The sequence below is a fragment of the Brevibacterium salitolerans genome (genome assembly GCF_039531405.1).
Lineage (GTDB): Bacteria > Actinomycetota > Actinomycetes > Actinomycetales > Brevibacteriaceae > Brevibacterium > Brevibacterium salitolerans.
This window is the reverse complement of sequence record NZ_BAAAPZ010000004.1, coordinates 305,178-325,736: the sequence shown is the minus strand read 5'-3', so window position 1 is coordinate 325,736 and position 20,559 is coordinate 305,178. Positions and strand designations below refer to the sequence as shown.

15 protein-coding genes are annotated in these 20,559 nt (G+C 71.1%); all 15 read left to right on the top strand.

Translation table 11 applies throughout. From position 1 onward, the window contains the following. The first annotated feature begins 47 nt into the window (after positions 1–47). The 15 genes from ABD240_RS07045 (at position 48) to ABD240_RS06975 (ending at position 20,551) form a co-directional block, all read left to right on the top strand. Positions 48–1,265, top strand: a complete 1,218-nt coding sequence (locus tag ABD240_RS07045; RefSeq protein WP_344336545.1) for a MerR family transcriptional regulator — start codon at positions 48–50, stop codon at positions 1,263–1,265. Between the two features lie 532 nt (positions 1,266–1,797). Next, on the top strand, positions 1,798–3,393 hold the full coding sequence (locus tag ABD240_RS07040; protein WP_486303407.1) for a tRNA nucleotidyltransferase/poly(A) polymerase-related protein: 1,596 nt from the start codon (positions 1,798–1,800) through the stop codon (positions 3,391–3,393). Positions 3,394–3,503: 110 nt separating this feature from the next. After that, positions 3,504–5,315, top strand: coding sequence for an AMP-binding protein (locus ABD240_RS07035; RefSeq protein ID WP_344336543.1), 1,812 nt, complete (start codon positions 3,504–3,506; stop codon positions 5,313–5,315). Positions 5,316–5,539: 224 nt separating this feature from the next. Continuing rightward, complete coding sequence (locus ABD240_RS07030; protein WP_344336542.1) at positions 5,540–7,975, top strand: transglycosylase domain-containing protein; 2,436 nt, start codon at positions 5,540–5,542, stop codon at positions 7,973–7,975. Positions 7,976–8,196: 221 nt separating this feature from the next. Then, complete coding sequence (locus ABD240_RS07025) at positions 8,197–9,738, top strand: hypothetical protein (protein WP_344336540.1); 1,542 nt, start codon at positions 8,197–8,199, stop codon at positions 9,736–9,738. A gap of 196 nt (positions 9,739–9,934) precedes the next feature. Continuing rightward, positions 9,935–10,225 (top strand): 30S ribosomal protein S6, encoded by a 291-nt coding sequence (gene rpsF / locus ABD240_RS07020; protein ID WP_291792028.1) that lies wholly within the window; start codon positions 9,935–9,937, stop codon positions 10,223–10,225. 73 nt (positions 10,226–10,298) lie between these two features. Further along, a complete protein-coding gene (locus ABD240_RS07015; protein WP_291792030.1) occupies positions 10,299–10,928 on the top strand; it encodes a single-stranded DNA-binding protein in 630 nt (209 codons plus the stop codon). 40 nt (positions 10,929–10,968) lie between these two features. Continuing rightward, entirely contained in the window at positions 10,969–11,208 is a 240-nt protein-coding gene (gene rpsR, locus ABD240_RS07010) for a 30S ribosomal protein S18 (protein WP_291792033.1), read from the top strand. A 15-nt stretch (positions 11,209–11,223) separates the two neighbouring features. Next, entirely contained in the window at positions 11,224–11,682 is a 459-nt protein-coding gene (gene rplI / locus ABD240_RS07005; protein ID WP_291792035.1) for a 50S ribosomal protein L9, read from the top strand. A 282-nt stretch (positions 11,683–11,964) separates the two neighbouring features. Then, positions 11,965–13,272, top strand: coding sequence for a DUF445 domain-containing protein (locus ABD240_RS07000; protein WP_291792037.1), 1,308 nt, complete (start codon positions 11,965–11,967; stop codon positions 13,270–13,272). Next, positions 13,269–15,680 (top strand): GAF domain-containing protein, encoded by a 2,412-nt coding sequence (locus tag ABD240_RS06995; protein WP_344336536.1) that lies wholly within the window; start codon positions 13,269–13,271, stop codon positions 15,678–15,680. Before ABD240_RS07000 ends, ABD240_RS06995 begins: the two co-directional genes overlap by 4 nt. A gap of 188 nt (positions 15,681–15,868) precedes the next feature. Next, entirely contained in the window at positions 15,869–17,140 is a 1,272-nt protein-coding gene (locus tag ABD240_RS06990; RefSeq protein WP_344336534.1) for a hydroxymethylglutaryl-CoA reductase, degradative, read from the top strand. Positions 17,141–17,144: 4 nt separating this feature from the next. After that, a complete protein-coding gene (locus ABD240_RS06985) occupies positions 17,145–18,278 on the top strand; it encodes a hydroxymethylglutaryl-CoA lyase (RefSeq protein ID WP_344336532.1) in 1,134 nt (377 codons plus the stop codon). A gap of 225 nt (positions 18,279–18,503) precedes the next feature. Next, positions 18,504–19,082, top strand: coding sequence for a hypothetical protein (locus ABD240_RS06980; protein ID WP_344336530.1), 579 nt, complete (start codon positions 18,504–18,506; stop codon positions 19,080–19,082). Next, the gene (locus ABD240_RS06975; RefSeq protein WP_344336528.1) at positions 19,082–20,551 is read left to right on the top strand and encodes a tripartite tricarboxylate transporter permease; all 1,470 of its coding nucleotides are present in this window, start codon (positions 19,082–19,084) and stop codon (positions 20,549–20,551) included. The genes ABD240_RS06980 and ABD240_RS06975 overlap by 1 nt, the downstream gene beginning before the upstream one ends. Positions 20,552–20,559: the final 8 nt, after the last annotated feature.

Genomic DNA, 20,559 nt, shown 5'->3' with positions numbered 1-20,559 from the left:
TGACCAGAGGCTGCAGAGAGAGCAGGGATGACGAGGGGGAGCGGCAGATGAGGATCGGCGAGGTCTCCGCGCTCTCCGGTGTGAGCGTGCGGATGCTGCGGCACTACGACGCGCTGGGGCTGGTGCGGCCTCGGGCCCGGACCTCGGCGGGATACCGGGAGTACTCGGACGGCGATCTGCGGCGCATCCTGCACGTGGAGGCCCTGCGGGCGCTCGGCTTGAGCCTGGGTGAGGTCTCCAGTGCCCTGGAGGATCCCGCTTTCGCCCCCGCTGCGACGGTGGAGGATCTCATCCGGCGTACCCGGGAGCGGATCGCGGCGGAGGAGGAGCTGCTGCGCCGGCTGCAGGGGATCGCCGCGGCGGAACCGTCCGGGTGGGAGGACGTGCTCGGCGTCGTCGGACTGCTCAGGGCGCTGCAGTCGCCGCATCCGCACGACCGTCAGCGTGTGCTGCTGGATGCCGCTGCGAGGGCGGAGTCCGGTCCTGCGCTGACGGCGTTCAGTCCTGCGCAGCTGGTCGAGGCGTTCCTCGCCGAGGATGAGACGAACGTCGCCGGCACTCTGCGGTGGGCCCTGCGACAGGTCGAGTCGCGGGGTGCGGATGAGACGGCCACGCGGGGCCCGGACCGGAGGCCGCAGGGTGTGGATGAGACGCGTGGGGGTCCTCCGGTCGCAGGCGATCCGAAGCCGGGTGCATCGGGTGCATCAGGTGCGGAGGGCCATGAAGCCGAGGACCTGCCCGCGCACGATGCGGCCGTGCGCCCCGCAGCACAAGGAACGGAAGAGGACGTCCTCGGGCTCCTCCGCGGGGCGCTGCGCTCCGAGGACGGCGAGCGGCGCCGCCGAGCCGTGAGTGCGCTCGAGATCCTCGACGGGGAGGCGGTGACGGAACTGCTCCTCGCAGAGCTCCGCGTCGCCGCGGCGGATCTGAGCGTGCGCACCTCCCTCGCGCTGGCGCTCGCGGCGCGCGGGAGGACAGAGGCCGTCGATCCTCTCATCGCTGCTGTCCTCGCAGGTGAGAGGGACGTGGAGGCCGCAGAGGTGCTGGGCGGACTGGCGCGTGAGGGTTTCCCCGTGGTCGCGGCGGTCCTCGGGCACGCGCAGAGCCTTCCCCGCGGAGCCGCGCGTCTGCGCCTGGTGCAGGCCCTGGGGGAGCTGCCGCGAGAGGCAGTGGACGGCGTGCTCTCAGCGATGGCGGAGGGAGATGACCCCGCGGAGGCCCGCATCGCGCGCTACCTCCTCTCCCGCAGCCCTCACCACCCGTGACCGGGTTCGCCCGTCCCTGAGACCCGCGCAGCCCCCTGGACGCGCAGCCCCCTGGACGCGCAGCCCCCTGGACGCGCAGCCCCCTGGACGCGCAGCCCCCTGGACGCGCAGCCCCCTGAGTTACGTCTGCGTAGCGGCCGCTCACCACGGCCGCTACGCAGACGTAACTTCCGGAAGGGGCGCAGGCAGGGTGGCGGGGCGCAGGCAGAGTGGCGGGGCGCAGGCAGAGTGGCGGGGCGCAGAAAGAATGATGGGGCGGGGAGAGGGCGGTGAAGCGCGGGCCTGACCGGAGGACGGACGGGCGCGGCGCGATGACGGTAAACTTGGCCGGGCTCAGCGCGGGTTCGCTCTGCTGGGCATTCGGGTGCCGGAGGCGGTGGACAGCGTGGCGCGCGTGGAAAGCGTGGCGCATGTGGTCCGCGGGAAGCACATTGCCTGCGGGAAGCGCGCTGCCGGCGGGAGACGGCGCGGCCGCACACCGCACCCGCACAAGGTCCCACATGCACGAGGAAGACAGAAGCGAGGTGGCTGCGTGTTCGCAGCAGAGGCGCACGTGACGATGGCGGATGCGCTGGACGGCCTGTCCCACATCCTCGACCCCCTGGGGGAGATGTTCTCCGCCCGCGGCTTCGAGCTCGCACTGGTGGGCGGATCCGTCCGCGACGCCCTGCTGGGCCGGGACATGCCGGACCTCGACTTCACCACCGATGCCCGTCCGGACGACATCCTCGCCCTCATCAGGCCCTGGGCGGATGCGCACTGGGAGATCGGGAAGCAGTTCGGCACCATCGGCCTGCGCAAGCGCGGCTACCTCATCGAGATCACCACCTACCGGGCCGAGCAGTACGATCCGGAGTCCCGCAAGCCCGTCGTCGCGTTCGGGGACTCCCTCGATGAGGACCTCGTCCGCCGGGACTTCACCATCGGCGCGATGGCCGTGCGCCTGCCCGGGCGTGTGTTCGTCGATCCGCACCACGGTCTGCGCGACATCGAATCCCGCGTCATCCGCACGCCCGGCACCCCGGAGGCGTCGTTCTCCGACGATCCCCTGCGCATGATGCGTGCGGCCCGCTTCGCCTCCCAGCTGGGCTTCGACGTGGCGCCCGAGGTGCGCGAGGCGATGACGGCGATGGCCGGGCGCATCGAGATCATCTCCGCGGAGCGGGTGAAGGAGGAGCTCACCAAGCTCATCTGCGGCGTCCGTCCGCGGGCGGGCGTGGAGCTGCTCGTGGACAGCGGGATCGCGGACGTGGTGCTGCCGGAGTTCGCCGCTCTCCGGGATCAGCAGGACGAGCACCACCGCCACAAGGACGTCTACGAGCACTCACTGACCGTGCTGGACCAGGCCGTGGAACTCGAGGCGGTCTATGCCCGCCGTGAGGCCGAGGCGCAGGCGGAGGGTGTGCGAACAGAGCCAACTCACGCAGTGCCCGCACAGACAGCCCCTACTCAGGCAGCCTCGGCACAGACAGCCCCGGCACAGGCACAGCGCACACCGGCAGAGCCCGCCGCCGAGGCCCCGGCCGCCCCGGCATTCCCGCTCACCTCCCCGGACTTCGTGGTCCGCTTCGCAGCTCTCATGCACGATGTGGGCAAGCCGCGCACCCGGCGGTTCGAGCCCGGGGGTGCTGTGACCTTCTACCACCACGACGTGGTGGGCGCGAAGATGACGGCGAAGCGGATGAAGGCGCTCACCTTCGACAAGGACACCACCAGGAAGGTCGCGCGGCTGGTGGAGCTGCACCTGCGGTTCTACGGCTACGGCGACGCCGGGTGGACGGACTCCGCCGTGCGCCGGTACGTCACGGACGCCGGTGAGCTGCTCAGCCGCCTGCACGTCCTCACGCGTGCGGACGTCACGACGCGCAACCAGCGCAAGGCCAAGCGCCTGGCGCGGAACTACGAGGACCTGGAACGCCGCATCGCGGAGCTCGCGGACAGGGAGCGGCTGGACTCCATCCGTCCGGAGCTGAATGGCGAGCAGATCATGGAGCTGCTGGGACTCACCCCGGGACCTCTGGTGGGGAAGGCCTACAAGTACCTGCTGGAGCTCCGGATGGAGGAGGGCGTGCTCGGTGAGGAGGAGGCCGCCCGCAGGCTCCGCGAATGGTTCGACAAGCAGGATTGAGGGCCTTCACACCGCCGTGTAACTGCGCGGAAACCTCCTGCTGATAGGTTTGTGTGCGGATTCGGCGTGCTGGGCGCGGCGGATCGGCCGCGAATTCGAAGGAGAACAGAATGGCCCCTACAGAGTCCGTGACTGAGCAGTTCCGTGCTGCACGCGATGTGCTGCTTGAACATCGCCTCGATGTGGAGCAGGCCCGCGCCGCCTTCAGCTGGCCGCGGTTCGAGGAGTTCAACTTCGGCTTGGACTGGTTCGACCCGCTCGCCGAGGGGAATGAGTCACCGGCCCTGTGGATCGTGGAGTCCGACGGCCGTGAGGGCAAGTGGTCCTACGACGAGCTCCGGTGCCGTTCCAACCAGGTCGCGAATCTGCTCCGCGCCGCCGGCGTGACCCGCGGCAGCCGCGTCATGGTCATGCTGGGCAACCAGGTGGAGCTGTGGGAGACCATGCTCGCGGGCATCAAGCTGGGAGCCGTCCTGCTGCCCACCACCACTCAGCTGGGGCCCGCGGATCTCGAGGACCGGGCAGTCCGCGGTGAGGCCGACGTGGTCGTCGCGGCGGCTGCGGACGCCGCGAAGTTCGACTCCGTGCAGCATCCGGTCGCCCGGATCATCGTGGGTCCGGAAGCGGCCGAGGCCGGCGCAGGGTCCCCGGAGGCGCCCGGCACAGCCCGGACGGCCTCGGGCGCGGAGGTGGCCGTGGTGGACTACGCCGCCGCGGACGGGCAGTCCGAGTCCTTCGTCCCCGAGGGGACCACCAAGGCGGACGATCTGCTGCTCCTCTACTTCACCTCGGGCACCACCTCGAAGGCGAAGATGGTCGCCCACACACACGTCTCCTACCCCGTGGGCCACATGTCGACGATGTACTGGATGGGTCTGGAGCCCGGCGACATCCACCTCAACATCGCCTCGCCCGGCTGGGCCAAGCACGCCTGGTCCAACATCTTCACGCCGTGGATCGCGGGTGCCTGCGTCTTCCTCTACAACTATGCGCGGTTCGATGCGCTCGCGCTCATGGACACGATGGACCGGGTGGGGGTGACGAGCTTCTGCGCGCCGCCCACCGTGTGGCGCATGCTCATCCAGGCGGATCTGCGGCACCTGCAGAACCCGCCGGCCAAGACTCTGGGCGCCGGCGAGCCGCTCAACCCGGAGGTCATCGCGATCGTGGAGCGGGAGTGGGGCGTGACGATCCGCGACGGCTTCGGCCAGACGGAGACCACGCTGCAGATCGGCAACCCGCCGGGACTCAGGGGCAAAGCGGGGGCCATGGGCGTGGCGATGCCCGGCTACGAGCCCGTGCTCATCGACCCCGCGACCGGTGAGGAGACCACGGAGGGCGAGATCTGCCTGCGGATCGATCCGCGCCCGGTGGGGCTGACCCTGGGGTACTGGGGGGATGAGGAGCGCACGGCCGAGGCCTTCGCCGACGGCGTGTATCACACCGGCGACGTCGCGACGCGGGACGAGGACGGCGTCTTCACGTACGTGGGCCGTGCCGATGACGTGTTCAAGGCCAGTGACTACCGGCTCTCGCCGTTCGAGCTGGAGAGCGTGCTGATCGAGCACGAGGCCGTGGCCGAGGCCGCCGTCGTCCCCTCCCCGGACCCTGTCAGGCTGGCCGTGCCCAAGGCCTATGTGGTGCTGCGCGGCGGGTTCGCGCCCTCTGCGGAGACAGCCGAGGACATCCTCCGCTTCTGCCGCGAGAACCTCGCGCCGTACAAGCGGATCCGCCGGATCGAGTTCACGGATCTGCCCAAGACCATCTCCGGCAAGATCCGGCGGGTGGAGCTGCGTGCGCGTGAGCGCGAGCTGCACGAGGGAGAGCCGATGCCGGAGAGCAGGGCCGCGGTGGGCGGCACCACCCCCGTCGCCGAGGCCCGGGAGTGGGCGGATACGGACTTCCCCTCGCTGAAGGGCTGAGCTGCGGGCGGTCATACGGAGTGCGCGTCCGGGACACCCGCCTCACCGGTATTCGGTGAGGCGGGGCTCAGAGCGCTCACAAACTGCGGTGCGAGAATAGGCCGGTCTCCTGCGGGGCCCCGGAGGTCGCGCCGCCCGTGCGAACATGGGATGCGGCGCTCGTCGCAGGAGCGCGAAGCAAGGGACGGTTCTCGTTCCGATACACGCCCGATGCGGAGGACTCCGTGACCCCACCCACCACACCCAGGCACTCAGGATCGGCCGGTCGCCATCACAGCGGCAAGAGCTCATCCGGGAAGGCAGCCGGCGGCAAGTCTGCCGCCGGCAAGGCCTCTGCCGGAAAGGCGGCAGGGACCGGGTTCTTCGGCAGTGTGGCGCGTGCGGCCGACTATCCCCGCAAGGGGAGGAGCGGCTGGCGGCGCTGGGTGCCCGGCTTCCGCCACTGGGCCGTGGCGGTGCTGCTGTTCGTGGCGCTGGGGCTGGGCGCGTTCGGGATCGGCTATGCCGTCACGGATGTGCCGGAGCCCAATGCGGAGGCCGCGGGGCAGACCTCGACTGTCTACTACAACGACGGGAAGACGGAGCTGGGCTCCTTCAAGGTCGAGGACCGGCGCAGCGTGGAGATCGACGGCATCTCCGAGTACATGCAGCATGCGGCCGTGGCGGCGGAGGACCAGTCCTTCTACGAGAACCGGGGCATCTCGCTCAAGGGTCTGTCGCGTGCCGTGTGGGGTGTGATCACGGACGACTACGCCGGCGGCGGTTCGACGATCACGCAGCAGTACGTGAAGAACTTCTACCTCACCAACGAGCACTCCCTGGACCGCAAGGTCAAGGAGATGTTCATCGCGCTGAAGATCGACCAGGAGCAGACCAAGGACGAGGTCCTCGCCAACTACCTCAACACGATCTTCCTGGGGCGGCAGAGCTACGGCATCGAGGTGGCCAGCCAGAACTACTTCGACAAGCCGGCCAGCGAGCTCGACCTCGAGGAGAGCGCATTCCTCGCCGCGATGATCCAGCGGCCCGGTGCCGCTGACCCCGCGGAGAATCCCGAGGAGTACTCGGACCGGTTCGACTACGTCCTGAACAGCATGGTGAAGCTGGGCTACATCTCCCAGGAGGAGGCGGACGCCGCTGAGTTCCCGGACGTGAAGGAAGCCAAGGCCAACAACCAGTTCAAGGGACAGAACGGCTATCTCCTCAGCCATGTGCTCGACGAGCTCAAGGGGCCCGGCGGCCTCACGGAGGAGGAGATCACCCGCGGCGGCTTCGACATCGTCACGACCTTCGACAAGAAGAAGATGGACGCTGCGGTGAATGCGGTGGACCAGCTGCCGGAGCGCAACGAGAACCAGCACGTGGGGCTCACCTCGATCGATCCCAAGACCGGCGGCATCGTCGCGATGTACGGCGGCGAGGACTACCTGGAGCGGGCGCTGAACTCCGCCACGCAGGAGCGTTCGCAGGCGGGTTCGACCTTCAAGGCCTTCACTCTGGTGGCGGGCCTGGAGAACGGCTACCGTCTCACGGACTACTTCACGGGGCAGAGCGGGACGACCTTCCGGCCGGAGGGCGGTGCCCCCTGGTCGCCGCGCAACTTCGGCGGTGCGTCCTATGGTCCGGTCTCCCTGCTCAAGGCCACACAGTCCTCGATCAACTCCGCCTATGCCCAGCTCAACATCGAGGTGGGGCCGGAGAAGACCGTGGACGTGGCCACGCGCGCCGGTCTGCCGGAGAACCCGGAGGACCACCCGATCCCCGGCTACGGTCTGGAGAGCAACGCCTCCAATGTGCTGGGCACGGCCAGCCCCACGACGGAGGAGATGGCGAACGCCTTCGGGACCTTCGCGTCCAACGGCATCCGCCACACCTCCCACTCCGTGGAGAAGGTGACGAACCCTGATGAGCAGGTGGTGTACGAACCTGACACGAAGGGCGAGCGGAAGTTCGACGAGAACGTCATGGCGGAGACCTCCTACGCGCTGCGCAATGTGGTGACGGGCGGCTCTGCCAGCTATGCCAACAACCTGGGCCGCCCTGCCGCCGGCAAGACCGGCACCTCGCAGCAGTCGCAGTCCGCGTGGTTCGCCGGCTACACGCCCAACCTCGTCACCGCGGTCTCGATCTTCGGTGCCGACCAGGACGGACGCCCGATGGACATCGGCATCTACGGCGGGCGGGCCTCGATCACCGGTGGTTCGTTCCCCACCCAGGCGTGGACGAACTACATGATCGAGGCGATGGAGGACATGCCCGTGGAGGACTTCCCGGAACGGGGTCCGCTGCCGGAGGTGGAGAAGCCCAGCAACGACTCCGGTGTGCCCAACCAGGCTCCGCCGCCTCCCAAGCCCCAGCCGCAGCAGCCTCAGCGGCCGCAGCAACCCGATGAGAACGACGACTCCGACGACGGCGAGAACTCCCCGCCGCCGGACGAGGGTGAGGGGAACGACGGTGACGAGGGCGACGGCGACGACAACGAGGGCGGCATCGACCCGCCGGCGACGAACCCGCCCAAGGTGGACCCACCCGAGCCGAAGCCCCCAGAGGAGCCGGAAAAGCCCGAGAAGCCGAAGCCGGAGAACCCGAAGCCGGACGGCAACGGAGACAGAGGCTCCGGCAGCGGAGGCACCGGGGGCCAGAGCGTTCCCGGCCTCTGAGTCACCCGAGGTGAGCCGCTGAGTCCCAGCGGTCAGCACTGAAGCGGCGGGACCGATCACTGTGATCGATCCCGCCGCTTCTGCGTGCTGTGCTGTGTGCCCGGGCAGTGTGCGTCTCATGCATTCGCCCTGCACGCATCCGCCCCGCGTACGCCTGCCCCGCTGTGCTCCTGCCCGTGTGGGAGCGCGGCTGCGTCCGTCCCTTCCTCTACGCTGACTGCATGACGACCTCACCCCAGGGATCCGCTTCGCCGCAGGGGCCGGGCGGGCTGCAGACGGAGACGGAGCGAACCGCCTCCGCTCCCTCGGACCCACCCGGTTCGGTGCGCGTACTGAACCGCTCGGCCCCCGCCCGCCTCGCGGCCCCCCTGCTGGGGACGGTCGGCGCTCAGCGCTTCGCCCGGCCGGACGCCCGCAGCCTGGCCTCCGCTTCGTGGGCGCTCCTGGGCGTCCTCGGCCTGAGCGTCCTGGTGGGCCTCCTCCTGCAGGCACCGTGCATGTCCGGCGGATACGAACTGCCCCGCGCCTCCTTCCGCATGTGCTCGTCTCCTGTTGCGCTCTCCCTCCTCGGCGAGGCCGCACCGCAGGCGCCGGGTGCCATCTCCTCCGGCCTGCCCGGCTTCTCCCTGCTCACCTACTGGTTCACCGTCGCCGTCTCCGGCGCCCTGGGTGCGGCCCCGGCGGAGGGCATGGCGATCCTGCTGGTGCTCAACTCCGCTGCGTTCGCGGCGATGGGCGCGGGCATGCTCGTCCTCGTCCGCCGGCTGGGCCTCCCAGGCCACGGGGCCTCCTGGGCCGCCGTGGGCTTCCTGTCCCCGGTCATCGTCTTCAGCATCGGGCAGTCGCTGGAGCCCGTGGGGGTCGCAGCCGCGGTGTGGGCGTGCGTGCTCCTGCTGGGAAGCCGCTCCACCGGTTCCCTCGTCGGAGCCGGAGCGCTCCTGGCGCTCGCCGCCGCGGCCGGACCGCTGGGTCTCGTCGTGCTCCTGGCCGTGCTGCTCGGCACCTCCCGTGACCGCGGGCAGGCCGCACTCGTCCTCGCCGGCTTCGCGCTGCTCACCGGACTCATCCTCCTGGCCGACGGCCGGCTGCCCGGCCGTCTCTCACTCTGGTTCGCGGACGCGATCGACCGCGGTTCCCTCGCCTCGATCGCGCTCGCCCAGGACTGGAGCGACGCGACCACCCTCACCACGGGTCTGCTGGTGGTGTGGGGCCTCGGGCTGGTGGCGCTCGCCTCCCTGGCGATCTCCCGCTCCATGCACCGGCCCGTGCACACCGCACTCACCGCGCCCGAGGCCGCCTCCGGGCCGCGGGAGGAGGCGGCCTCGGGCGCGTTCCGCGGGGAGGGCGCCCGGTCCGCGGCAGCCGGCGATCCGGAGGACCAGCCGTCCTCGAACCTGCCGGACAGGACGGCGCTGCGTGCCATGGAAGCCGCGGACGAACGCGCGCACATGCGGCGGACCGCCCTCACCCTCACGGCGATGCTGGGCTTCTCCGTCATCGTGGCACCGGGCTCGTCGACCTCCCTCTCCCTGTGGCTCGTGCCCTTCGCCGCGCTCATGGTCCCGTACCTCTGGGTCCACGCGGTCTGGTTCTTCGCGGAGCTGGGATTCGCGCTGGCCTCCCACCTCGCGGACGCCGCCGCCGTGGACGCCTCCACCGGCCTCGCCGACACCTGGATGTCCCTCTTCACCCTGCTGCGCTTCCTGAGCCTGGCGCTCGTCACGGCCTTCGCCCTCGACGAGCTCTTCCGGCGAAGCGGATGAGCCGAGGTCTCTGTCGAATTGTGGAATCGAGGTTCCGCGGAATCCAGATCACAGACCGGTGGAGCCCGCCGCGGCGCTCAGCCATGTACACTGGTGCGGTTGCTCTGTGCCCGCGCCGCGGGTGGCAGGCAGCCACGCATAACCCTCCTGTCATGGACAGACCATGGCCGCTGAGACCAGAGGAGGTGGGTGACAGATGCGTAAGTACGAGCTCATGCTCATCCTTGACCCGGAACTCGATGAGCGCTCGCTGGGCGCCGATATCGAGAAGCTGCTGAAGGTTGTGCCCGCTGAGGGCGGAACCGTCGACAACGTGGACATCTGGGGCCGTCGCCGTTTCGCCTACGAGATCCAGAAGAAGACCGAGGGCTACTACGTCGTCGTCGATCTGGGCGCGAAGCCGGACACCGTGAAGGAGCTCGGTCGTCAGCTCGGACTCAACGAGTCCGTCCTGCGCACCAAGTTCCTCCGTTCCGACGCCAAGTGACCGCGTGCGCGGCGGCCGGACCGTCACGCGCCTGATCAGAACTACACAGAATCCAAGGAGCTGAGGAGTCGAAATGGCAGGCGAAACGATCATCACCGTCGTGGGGAACGTCACCGCGGACCCCGAGCTGAGGTTCACCGCCAACGGCGCCGCCGTTGCGAACTTCACCGTCGCCTCCACGCCGCGCACATTCGATCGCCAGGCGAACGAGTTCCGCGACGGCGAGACGCTCTTCCTCCGCTGCAGCGCCTGGCGCGAGATGGCCGAGAACGTCGCGGAGTCCGTCTCCCGCGGCACCCGCGTCATCGTGCAGGGACGCCTGCGTGCTCGCACCTTCGACACGAAGGAGGGCGAGAAGCGCACGGTGTTCGAGCTCGACGCCGACGAGGTGGGCCCCAGCCTCCGCTTCGCCACCGCGAACGTCACGCGCAATGAGCGCGGCGGCGGTGGCGGCTACGGCGGCAACCGCGGCGGCCAGCCCGGCGGCGCCCCGCAGGGCGGCGGCTTCGGCGGTCAGGGCGGCTACGGCGGCCAGCAGGGCGGATTCGGTGGACAGCAGGGAGGCGCTCCGCAGGGCGGAAGCTGGGGTGCCAACCCGCAGCAGGGGCAGGGCCGTCCCCCGCAGGACGACCCCTGGGCGGCGTCGAACCCGCAGCAGGGCGGCGGCTGGGGAGCCCCGGCCAACGACGAGCCCCCGTTCTGATCGCTCAGCATCTTCCTTCATCGCTTAACAGGAGCACATCATGGCAAAGCCGGATCCCCGGAAGCCCATCAAGAAGAAGGCGAACCCGCTCAAGCGCGGAGAAGCCGCAACCATCACCTACAAGGACACCGCGACGCTGCGCAAGTTCATCTCGGACCGCGGCAAGATCCGCGCCCGTCGCGTCACCGGTGTCACCGTGCAGGAACAGCGCATCATCGCGAAGGCCGTGAAGAACGCCCGCGAGATGGCTCTGCTTCCCTACACCAGCTCGAACCGCTGATAGGAGGAGAGAACAATGGCTACCAGGAAGCTCATCCTCAATCAGGAAGTCGACCGTCTCGGCGCCGCCGGTGACGTCGTCGAGGTCAAGGCCGGTTACGCACGCAACCTGCTCATCCCCCGCGGCTGGGCACGTCCGTGGACCCCGGGTGCGGAGAAGGAGATCCAGTCCCTCCGCAAGGCCCGCCAGGCCCGCCAGATCGCCGACCGCGACGAGGCGATCGTCCTCAAGGAGAAGATCGAGGGGACGACCTCCCGCATCGAGATGAAGGCCGGCAAGGGCGGACGCCTGTTCGGCGCCGTCACCCCGGCCCTCGTCGCGGAGGCGATCACCGCCGCGACCGGTCACGAGTTCGACCGCCGTCAGGTGGCCCTCCCCGGCCACGTGAAGGCCGCCGGCGCGTACACCGCCATCGTGCGCGTGCACGACGAGATCACCGCGAACGCCAAGTTCACGGTGATCGGCAAGGCCTGATCCTCAGCGATCGCGCCCGGTCCTCACGGATCGAATGCCCCGTCCGGAGCCTCAGGGCTCCGGACGGGGCATTCGCGTTTCCGGAGCCGGGGGACCCGCCGGACCCGCCGGACCCGCCGGACCCGCCGGACCCGCGGGGCCCGCCGCGGCCGCTTCGCTCCTCAGCTCGCTCGCGGCAGCCCGCACAGCCCGCACAGGCCTCACAATCCTCACGGGGACACGTCGCACGCCGGGCGGTGCGGCTGAGGGTGTCTGCGGCCTCGGGCACGGTAGCTTTGAGGCGTGACGAACGGATCTGGCAGTGAGAGAGCACCGGAGGGTGTGCCCGTGCCTGCGCGCGCGGGCACGGAGGCGGACGACGCCGCGCGCGCCCGCGCCCTGAGGAAGATGCGCACCTTCGCCACGGGGCTGCTGGCCTTCGCCGCCCTCGTGTTCCTCCTCGTCCACCTCTTCACGGACCTCACCGGCGTCTGGGGGTTCGTGGCACGGGCCTCCGAAGCGGCGATGATCGGCGCGATCGCGGACTGGTTCGCCGTCACGGCGCTGTTCCGGCACCCCCTCGGCCTGCCCATCCCGCACACCGCGATCATCCCGCGCAAGAAGGACACGCTGGGGCGGAGCCTGTCCGAGTTCGTCGCCGCGAACTTCCTGCAGTCGGCCACCGTCTCGCAGAAGATCCTCAGCGCCCAGGTCACCAGACGGGCGGGGGAGTGGCTGGCCGAGGAGGGCAACCAGACCCGTGTGGTCCGCCGCGCCGGGCAGGGGCTCGAGTACGTGCTGGCCCGCGTCTCCGACGAGGACATCGAGGCCCTCACCCGCGACGTGATCGTGCCGCGGCTCGTCGCCACCCGGAAGGCGCCCGCCCTGGGGATGCTGCTGCGCGAGGTCGTGGACGACGGTGCCCATCACCGGCTGGTGGACCTGGTGGTGGGGGAGGCGCACTCCTGGCTGGAGTCGAACCCGCAGGTCATCGACGAGATCGTCAAGCAGCGCTCCCCGGACTGGGCACCGCGCTTCCTCAGCGACGTGGTCTCCAGCCGGCTCCGGCGCGAGGTGCTGTCCTGGATCGCCGAGGTCCGCGACGACCGCTACCACCGTGCCCGGCAGGCTCTGGACTCCTGGCTCGTGCAGATCGCGGACGACCTCCGCACACCCACCTCCCTGGCCGACCGCGCGGAGAACGTGCTGGACGAGCTGCTCACCCAGCCGGGTGTGGTCGACGCCGTGCTGGAGGTCTGGGCCTCGCTCAAGCGCCTGCTGCGCGCGGCGGTGATCGACGAGACCGGTGAGGTGCAGGCCCGTGTCCGCCGCCTGCTGGCGGAGGCTGCACAGAGGATGACGACGGACGAGGAGTTCGCCGCCGGCCTGGATGCGCGCATCGCCACGACCGCCGGGGATCTCGTGGAGTCGTTCGGCGGGGAGATCGCCTCCGTCATCTCCGACACCATCGCCGGCTGGGACGCCAAGGAGGCCTCCGACCGCATCGAGCTCTACGTGGGCCGGGACCTCCAGTACATCCGGATCAACGGCACGGTCATCGGCGCACTGGTGGGCACGCTCATCCACGCGCTCACCCTGCTGCTGCCGTGAGCGGGACAGCAGCGGCCGAGGGCGGCGCCGCGGAGGGGGCGCCTCGGGCAGCGGAGGCGGGCGCTGCCGGTGAGGCGGGTGCTTCCGGCGGGGTGGGTGCGGCCGGCGAGGCGTCGCCGGCCGGCGAGACGGCTGCCGGTGAGGCGGGTCCGGCCGGCGAGGTGCCGGCGGGTGGTGAGAGGGCGGCCAGTGAGGCGGCGGCCAGCGAGACGGCAGGCGGTGAGGCGGCGGTCGGTGGGGCGCGTCTCCCCGGTGAGGCGGCCTCGGCGGCGGCAGCGCTCCTCGCCTCCGCGGTGCACCGGGAGAGACCGGACCCCCAGCGCCTCCGGGAGGCGGCCCGCAGCCTCGGCATCGCCGAGGCCGATCTGGGCTGGCTCGCGGAGCAGCTGGGCCACGCGCAGGACGAGGTCACCGGGCTGCGCCACCGCAGCCGTGAGCTCCGCGCCGTGGCGGAGAGCGCGCGGGCGCTGGCGGACGCGACCTCCGCGGACGAGACGCTGAGCCGCCTGGTGGGCTCCGCCCACGGCATCGTCGAGGCGGACATCGCCTACCTCTCCGAGTACTTCCCCGACACCCGCGAGCTCCGCGTCCGCGCGAGTCGCGGCGTCACGCAGCCGGACTTCGCCCGGCTGCCGGTGCCCACGGGGATCGGTCTGGCCTCCCGGATCGCGCAGAGCCGCCGTCCGCAGGCAGTGGTGGACTACTTCGAGGAAGCCGGGCTGGTGCGTTCGGCGGCCATGGATGACGCAGTGGCTCGTGAGGGCGTCGTCTCGATTCTCGGCGTGCCGCTGCTGAGCGGTTCGACGGTGCTGGGCGTGCTCTTCGTGGGCACGCGCCGCCGCCATGTCTACACGGCCGAGGAGATCGCGGTGCTCTCCGCCCTGGCCGACCACGCCGCGATCGCGCTGCTGCGCTCCATGCGGCTGGGCGATCTGGCACGTCACGGCGACGAGGCGAGTGCGCAGGCCACGGCGTGGGAGCGCTACTTCCGTGAGCAGCGCCGCGTGCTCGACGCCGTCGACGGCCTCTTCGCCGCCGTGCTGGCCGGTGCGGGCGTGCATGAGGTGCTGGCCTCCCTCGCTGCGCGCACGGGCCGGCGGCTGGTGCTGTGTGAGGAGTCCGGAGCGGTGCTCGCCGACAGCGGCGGGACAGAGGCCGGCTCGGGGCCCGAGGCACGGTCGGGCGGGCGCTCCGCCGGGCACCTCGGTGGGCATGCTGGTGAGCATCGTGGCGAGAGGCATCTGGGCGATGCCCGCGCTGACGACGCGCGTGAGAGCCGAGGACGCGCCGGGGCCGTGTGCGTGCCCCTGCCGGAGTCGGCGGAGGCCGAGGCCGTGATCGTCATGGACATCCGCCGGCTGGGAGGCCTCCGGCTGTATGTGCGGCGCGGCGGCGAGGAGGAGGTCCCTCCGTTCGACGAGGAGACGATGGTTCACGGCGCGCAGATCTGCGGCTTCGCCTGGCTCCTGGAATCGGCCGGGCGCCTCGAGGAGGACCGGCGGCGCGACCGGCTGCTGGCCGATCTGCTCAACGATCCTGCGCCCGGCCTGCCGGAAGCGGGTTCGGGCACGGTGGACGACGGGGCCGAGGCGCGGCTCGCGGCGGCAGGTCTGCCCCTGTCCGCGGTCGCCCGTCTCTTCCTCCTCCGCGGACCGGCTCCGGCGCTGCAGCGGATCGCTGCGAGCCTCGATGCGGGCGCGGGCGCTGGTGCGGGCATGAGCACAGGCGTGGGTGTGGGAGCAGTCGCGGGTGCGGGCGCTGTGCGGATGAGCAGCACCTCGGGCGGACGGGGTTCTGCGAAAGCGGGCGGCGGTGCCGGGGTCCTCGCCGGGATGCACGGCGGGATGCTGTGCGTCCTCGCCCCCCACGCCGCTGCGGAGCGGGTGAGCGTCACCCTCGTGCGCCTGCTGGGTGAGCAGAGCGCGGTCTCGGCCGTCTGCGCGTCTCTGGGCACGCCGGCACAGGAGGAACCTGCCGCCGCAGACGGTCCGGGCCAGGGTCCCGCCCGTGCGCGGATCCGCTCCCTGCACCGGCAGTGCGCCGCACTGCTGGGGGTCGTGGACGCTCTCGGATGGTCGGCCGAACTCGTGGAGCTGAGCGAACTGCAGCCCTATGCGCGCCTGTTCGGCTCCGACCGGGCCTCCCTGGAATCGTTCGTGGACTCCGTGCTGGGGCCCGTGCCCGCCGCCGGCGGTGTCCTGGAGCTGCTGGAGGCCTACTTCCGCAGCGGCCGGAACCTCCGTCGCACGGCGGAGACCATGAGCCTCCACGTGAACACCGTGACCCAGCGGCTGCAGCGGGTCGACGCGCTGCTGGGCCCGGAATGGCGGCAGCCGGACCGCGCCTTCCTCGTGGAGGCGGCCGTGCGTCTGGCGTGCATGGACAGGCGGCTGCGGCGGACGCGCTGAGCGAGTGCGCAAGAGCGAGTGCGCAAGAGCGAGTGCGCCTGAGCAGCTGCCGCACCGGTCAGCGAGTGTGCGTGTGGATCACCCACATGAAAGCGGCACGGAGATGTGTCTCATACACGTAGCGAGTGTGCTCGGTGCCTCCTAGTGTGACTCCCACACGAGGCTTCACGACTCACGAAGAGGTGCACATGACAACGTCACGCTGGTCCGGAACCAAGGATCTCACCCCCGCTCAGCGCCGCGAAGGGCTGCGGGAGAGGACCGGTCTGAACGAGACAGACCTCGCGGCACTGGAACCCGCCCGCGGCCTCAGTGTGGAGGCGGCCGACGTCCTCGTGGAGAACGTCATCGGCGTACTGGGAGTGCCGGTGGGCATGGCGACCAACTTCACCGTCGACGGTGAGGACGTCTTCGTCCCCATGGCGACGGAGGAGCCCTCCGTGGTGGCCGCCGCCAGCAACGCGGCACGCTGGGCGCGGGAGACCGGCGGTTTCCGCACCTCCTCCACCGGGCCCGTCATGATGGCCCAGGTGCAGGTGGTGGGCGTGCCGGACCCGCTGGCGGCCAAGTCCCGTCTGCTGGAGCGCCGCGAGGAGCTCATCGGTGCGGCGAACGAGGTGGATCCGGTGCTGGCGGGCCTGGGCGGCGGCTGCCTCGACATCGTCCCCCGCATCGTGGACACGGCGCGCGGCACCCACGTGGTCGTCCACCTCGTCGTGGACGTCCGCGACGCGATGGGCGCCAATGCGGTGAACTCCATGGCCGAGCGCACCTCGGACCTCATCGGGGAGATCGCCGGCGGCACCGCGCGCCTGCGCATCCTCACGAACCTCGCCGACCGTCGCCTGGTCCGCGCCCGCGCGGTCTTCACCCCGGACTCCCTGGGCGGGCCCGAGGTCGTCACACAGATGCTCGAGGGCGCGGCCTTCGCGGACGCGGACCCCTACCGCGCGGCCACCCACAACAAGGGCATCATGAACGGCATCACCGCCGTCGTCCTCGCCACCGGCAACGACACCCGTGCCGTGGAGGCCGGCTGCCATGCCTTCGCCTCCGCGCAGGGGACCTACACCTCGCTCAGCCGCTACGAGCAGGACGCGGACGGCAGTCTGCAGGTCACGCTCGAGGTGCCCATGCCCGTGGGCCTCGTGGGCGGAGCCACCCGCTCGCACCCCGTCGCGCAGGCGAACGTGAAGATCATCGGCCCGGACTCCGCGGACCGGCTCGCCCGCGTCATCGCGGCGGTGGGGCTGGCCCAGAACGTCGCCGCCGTCCGCGCGCTCGCCACGGAGGGGATCCAGCGCGGCCACATGACTCTGCACGCCCGCACGGTGGCCGTCGCCGCGGGTGCGAGTGCGGAGGAGGTCTCGCAGGTCGCCGCCGCCCTCGTGGCCTCCGGCGTCATCCGCAGCGACCGGGCGGAGGAGATCCTCGCCCAGCTCCGCAGCGGAAGGGCCTGAGCCCATGCCCGAGCTCTACCCGCTCACCGGTCCTCTCGATCCGCGGCCCCGGCCCGCTGGTGCCGAACCCGCTGGGCCTGCGGCTGCGGGGGAGGCGCTCGCTGGTGCCGTGCCCGAGGCCGCAGCTGGTCCTGCTGGTCCTGCGTCTGCCGGGGCGGGCACCGCGTCCGCCCCGCAGCTGTGGGGCGCCTCGGGCGAGGTCTCCGCCTCCCGCGTCACCGTCCACGAGGTGGGCCCGCGCGACGGGCTCCAGGCCGAACCCGGCGTGCTCAGCACGGAGCTCAAGATCGACTTCTGCCGGTCGCTGCTGGCCGCAGGTGTCACCTCGCTGGAAGTCGCCTCGTTCGTCCACCCGCGCCTGGTGCCCCAGATGGCGGATGCCGAGGCCGTCGCCGGCGCGCTCGCGGCTCAGGCGGCTTCGACGGAGGGCAGCGACGGGCGCGATCTGCGACTGCTGAGCCTCGTGCCCAACCTCCGCGGCCTGCAGCGAGCGCTCGAGACCGGGGTGCGGGCGGTGGGCGTCTTCGCGAGCGCCACGGAGTCCTTCGCGCGGGCCAACATGTCCACCACCCTGCAGGGCAGCGTCGACCTCGCCTGTGAGACCGCCCGCGCCGCCCGGGAACAGGGCGCGAGCGTGCGCGGCTACCTCTCGATGTGCTTCGGCGATCCCTGGGAGGGGCCGGTGGTCCGCAGCGCGGTTGTGAGGGCCTCGACACAGCTGCTCGAATCTGGCTGTGCACAGGTCGTCGTCTCGGACACAATTGGTGTGGCTCACGCCGGACAGATCGAGGCGGTCCTCAGTGACCTCTTCGACGCCGGCGTGCGCGCGGACCAGGTGGCGCTGCACCTGCATGACACCTATGGTCAGGCGTTGGCCAATGTGCGGACGGCGCTGGAGGCGGACATCAGGGAGTTCGATGCCTCCGCCGGCGGCTTGGGGCGCTGCCCCTTCGCACCGGGCGCCACGGGGAACCTCGCCACCGAGGACCTCCTGTGGATGCTCCACGGCCTGGGCTGGGAGACGGGGATCGATCTGCCGGCACTGGCCGCGGCCTCGGACGCGGTGGACCGCGCCCTGGGCCGTACGAGCGCTTCCGCTGTGAAGCGAGCGCTCACCCGCACCACCGCCTCCGGCTGAGGCGGGCGGCGCCGACCGCACGGGTCCTCCGACCTCTGCGGCACAGCGCGGCGCGTCCCGGCCGGGGCCGCGCGCACCGTGTCCTCACCGGGGCGGTGCGCGCTCCTGCGTCGCCGCCGGCGGCGCACGTCGCCCTCACCGGGGCGGCACATCCCGCCCCCACCGGGGCGGGCAGGTCTCGCCCCCACCGGGGCGGGCACGGATTCGAGGAAAGGCGGACGCGCAGTGTCGCGTGCATCTGGGAAGACAGCGGACGCGGGGGAGGGCGAGTACCTCAGCGTCTGGGGAGACACCGTCAGGGGCAGGCGCCTGCTGGCGGGTGTGCTCACCGGCGTGGTCTGCGGACTCGTGGGCCTCTACGGAGGCCGAGCGCTCTTCGACGCGATGAGCCTCGGCGAGGACATGGCGGAGGTCTGGTCGCTCATCACCGGGATCGGCGGATGTCTGGTGGCCGGTGTCATCACCGCGCGGGTGACCAGTCCCTCCCGCATCGTCAGCGACGACGCGCACGAGTCCGGCAGGATCGCGGAGACCATCGCGCAGATGGGCGCGGAGGGCCGCGGACTGGGCACGCTCGAGGACGCCTCGGAGCTCTCCCGCAGCGAGCTCGAGGCCGCCGGTCTCACACAGGAGTTCCGTGACGCGGAAGCCGCCGCCGAGGCTGCGGACGGTGCAGGTGCTGACGGCGGTTCTGCCGGAGCACAGGCAGGCAGCGGGACCGGCGCCTCGGGCGCGGTCTCCGGCTCTGCCGCAGACAGTGAGGGTGCTGACGGCGGTTCCGCCGGGAAGGAGGGAGGCCGCTGATGGAAGCCCTCCTCATGGATCTGCCCATCGCCGTGCTCATGGGCGTCATCGGCGCGGTGGTGTTCACGCTCATCGGCGTGGTCTCCGGTACGGACGAGACGGCCACGATCGCGCCGCTCACGCTCGTCGTCATCCTCATCGGCGTGCCGCCGGCCGGTGTGTTCACGTTCTTCCTCGCCGCGGCGATCTCCAAGCACATGACGCACGCGATCCCCACGATGCTCCTGGGCATCCCCGGCGACACGCTGGCGGTGCCCATCCTCGAGGACGCCACGCGCATGCGCCAGCTGGGACTGCCGCACCTGGCGCTGCGCAAGGCCGTGTCCGGTGCCGTCATCTCCGCGTTCATCGCGATCCCGGCGGCGGTGCTGTTCGCGTGGATCCTCTCCCCGTTCGGGGATCTCATCACGGCATTCGCGCCGTGGATCTTCCTCGTGGCGGCGGCGGGCATCGCCTACTCCTCGCAGGCCAAGCTGGGCGGCATCGTCGCGCTGGTCCCGTTCGTCGTGTTCATCCTGGGCCTCCAGGCATGGACGGGCACCTTCGAGGTCTCGCTGTCGATCAGCTACTTCCTGGGCATCGCGATCGGTCCCATGATCTTCGACCTCGTGACGGTGCTGGTGCCGCAGAACCGTGCGGGCATGCGCAGGAACGCGCCCTCCAAGGTGTTCCTGGCACCGGAGGTGCGGCCGGCCGTGGTCCGGGGCAGTCGCAGGGCCGGCGGCGCGGGTGCGGGCGGGGCGGCGGCCTCGGGCGCGGCGAAGGGCTCGGCGAAAGCCGCCGGGCGCACCTTCCCCAACCCATTCAAGGTGCTCGACCGGACCCAGGTGACCGCGACCGCCGCCACCTCCGTGGTCTCCAGCGCGACGTTCGTGTTCTCCCCCGTGGCGGTCACCGTGCTCATGGGCGAGATCGTGGGCGCGCGCATCAAGCAGGGCTACCAGCGGCTCACCAGCGTCATCACGGCGAAGAACGGCACCACGGAGTCGACGTACATCGCGGAGACCCTCATTCCGCTCATCGCGTTCGGTCTGCCGCTGAGCCCCGTGGCCGCCGGCCCCGCCGCCCCGCTGTTCAACGCGCCCCCCGTGTTCGAGACGAACCCAGACGCGGGCATCATCAACAACATCTCCACCTTCATGTCCACCCCGCAGTTCCTGGTCTACGGCCTGCTCGCGGCGGTGTGCGCCACCGTCATCGCCTACCCCTTCGCGATGCGCTACGCCCATGCGGCCGCGCGCTTCGTGGTGACGAAGGTGAGCCACGAGGCGATCATCGCGGCCTTCGTGGGCCTCGTGGTGGTCGTGAGCCTGTGGGAGGGCGGCCTCATGGGTCTGCTCGTCGTCACCGCGGTCGGCCTGGTGGGCGGCACGCTCATCCGCACCGTCAAGGTGCACGCCGGCGTGCTCTTCATGGGCTACTACGTGGCGGTGCTGTCCGTGCCGGGGATCCTCGCAGCGGTGGGGTGAGAGGGCGT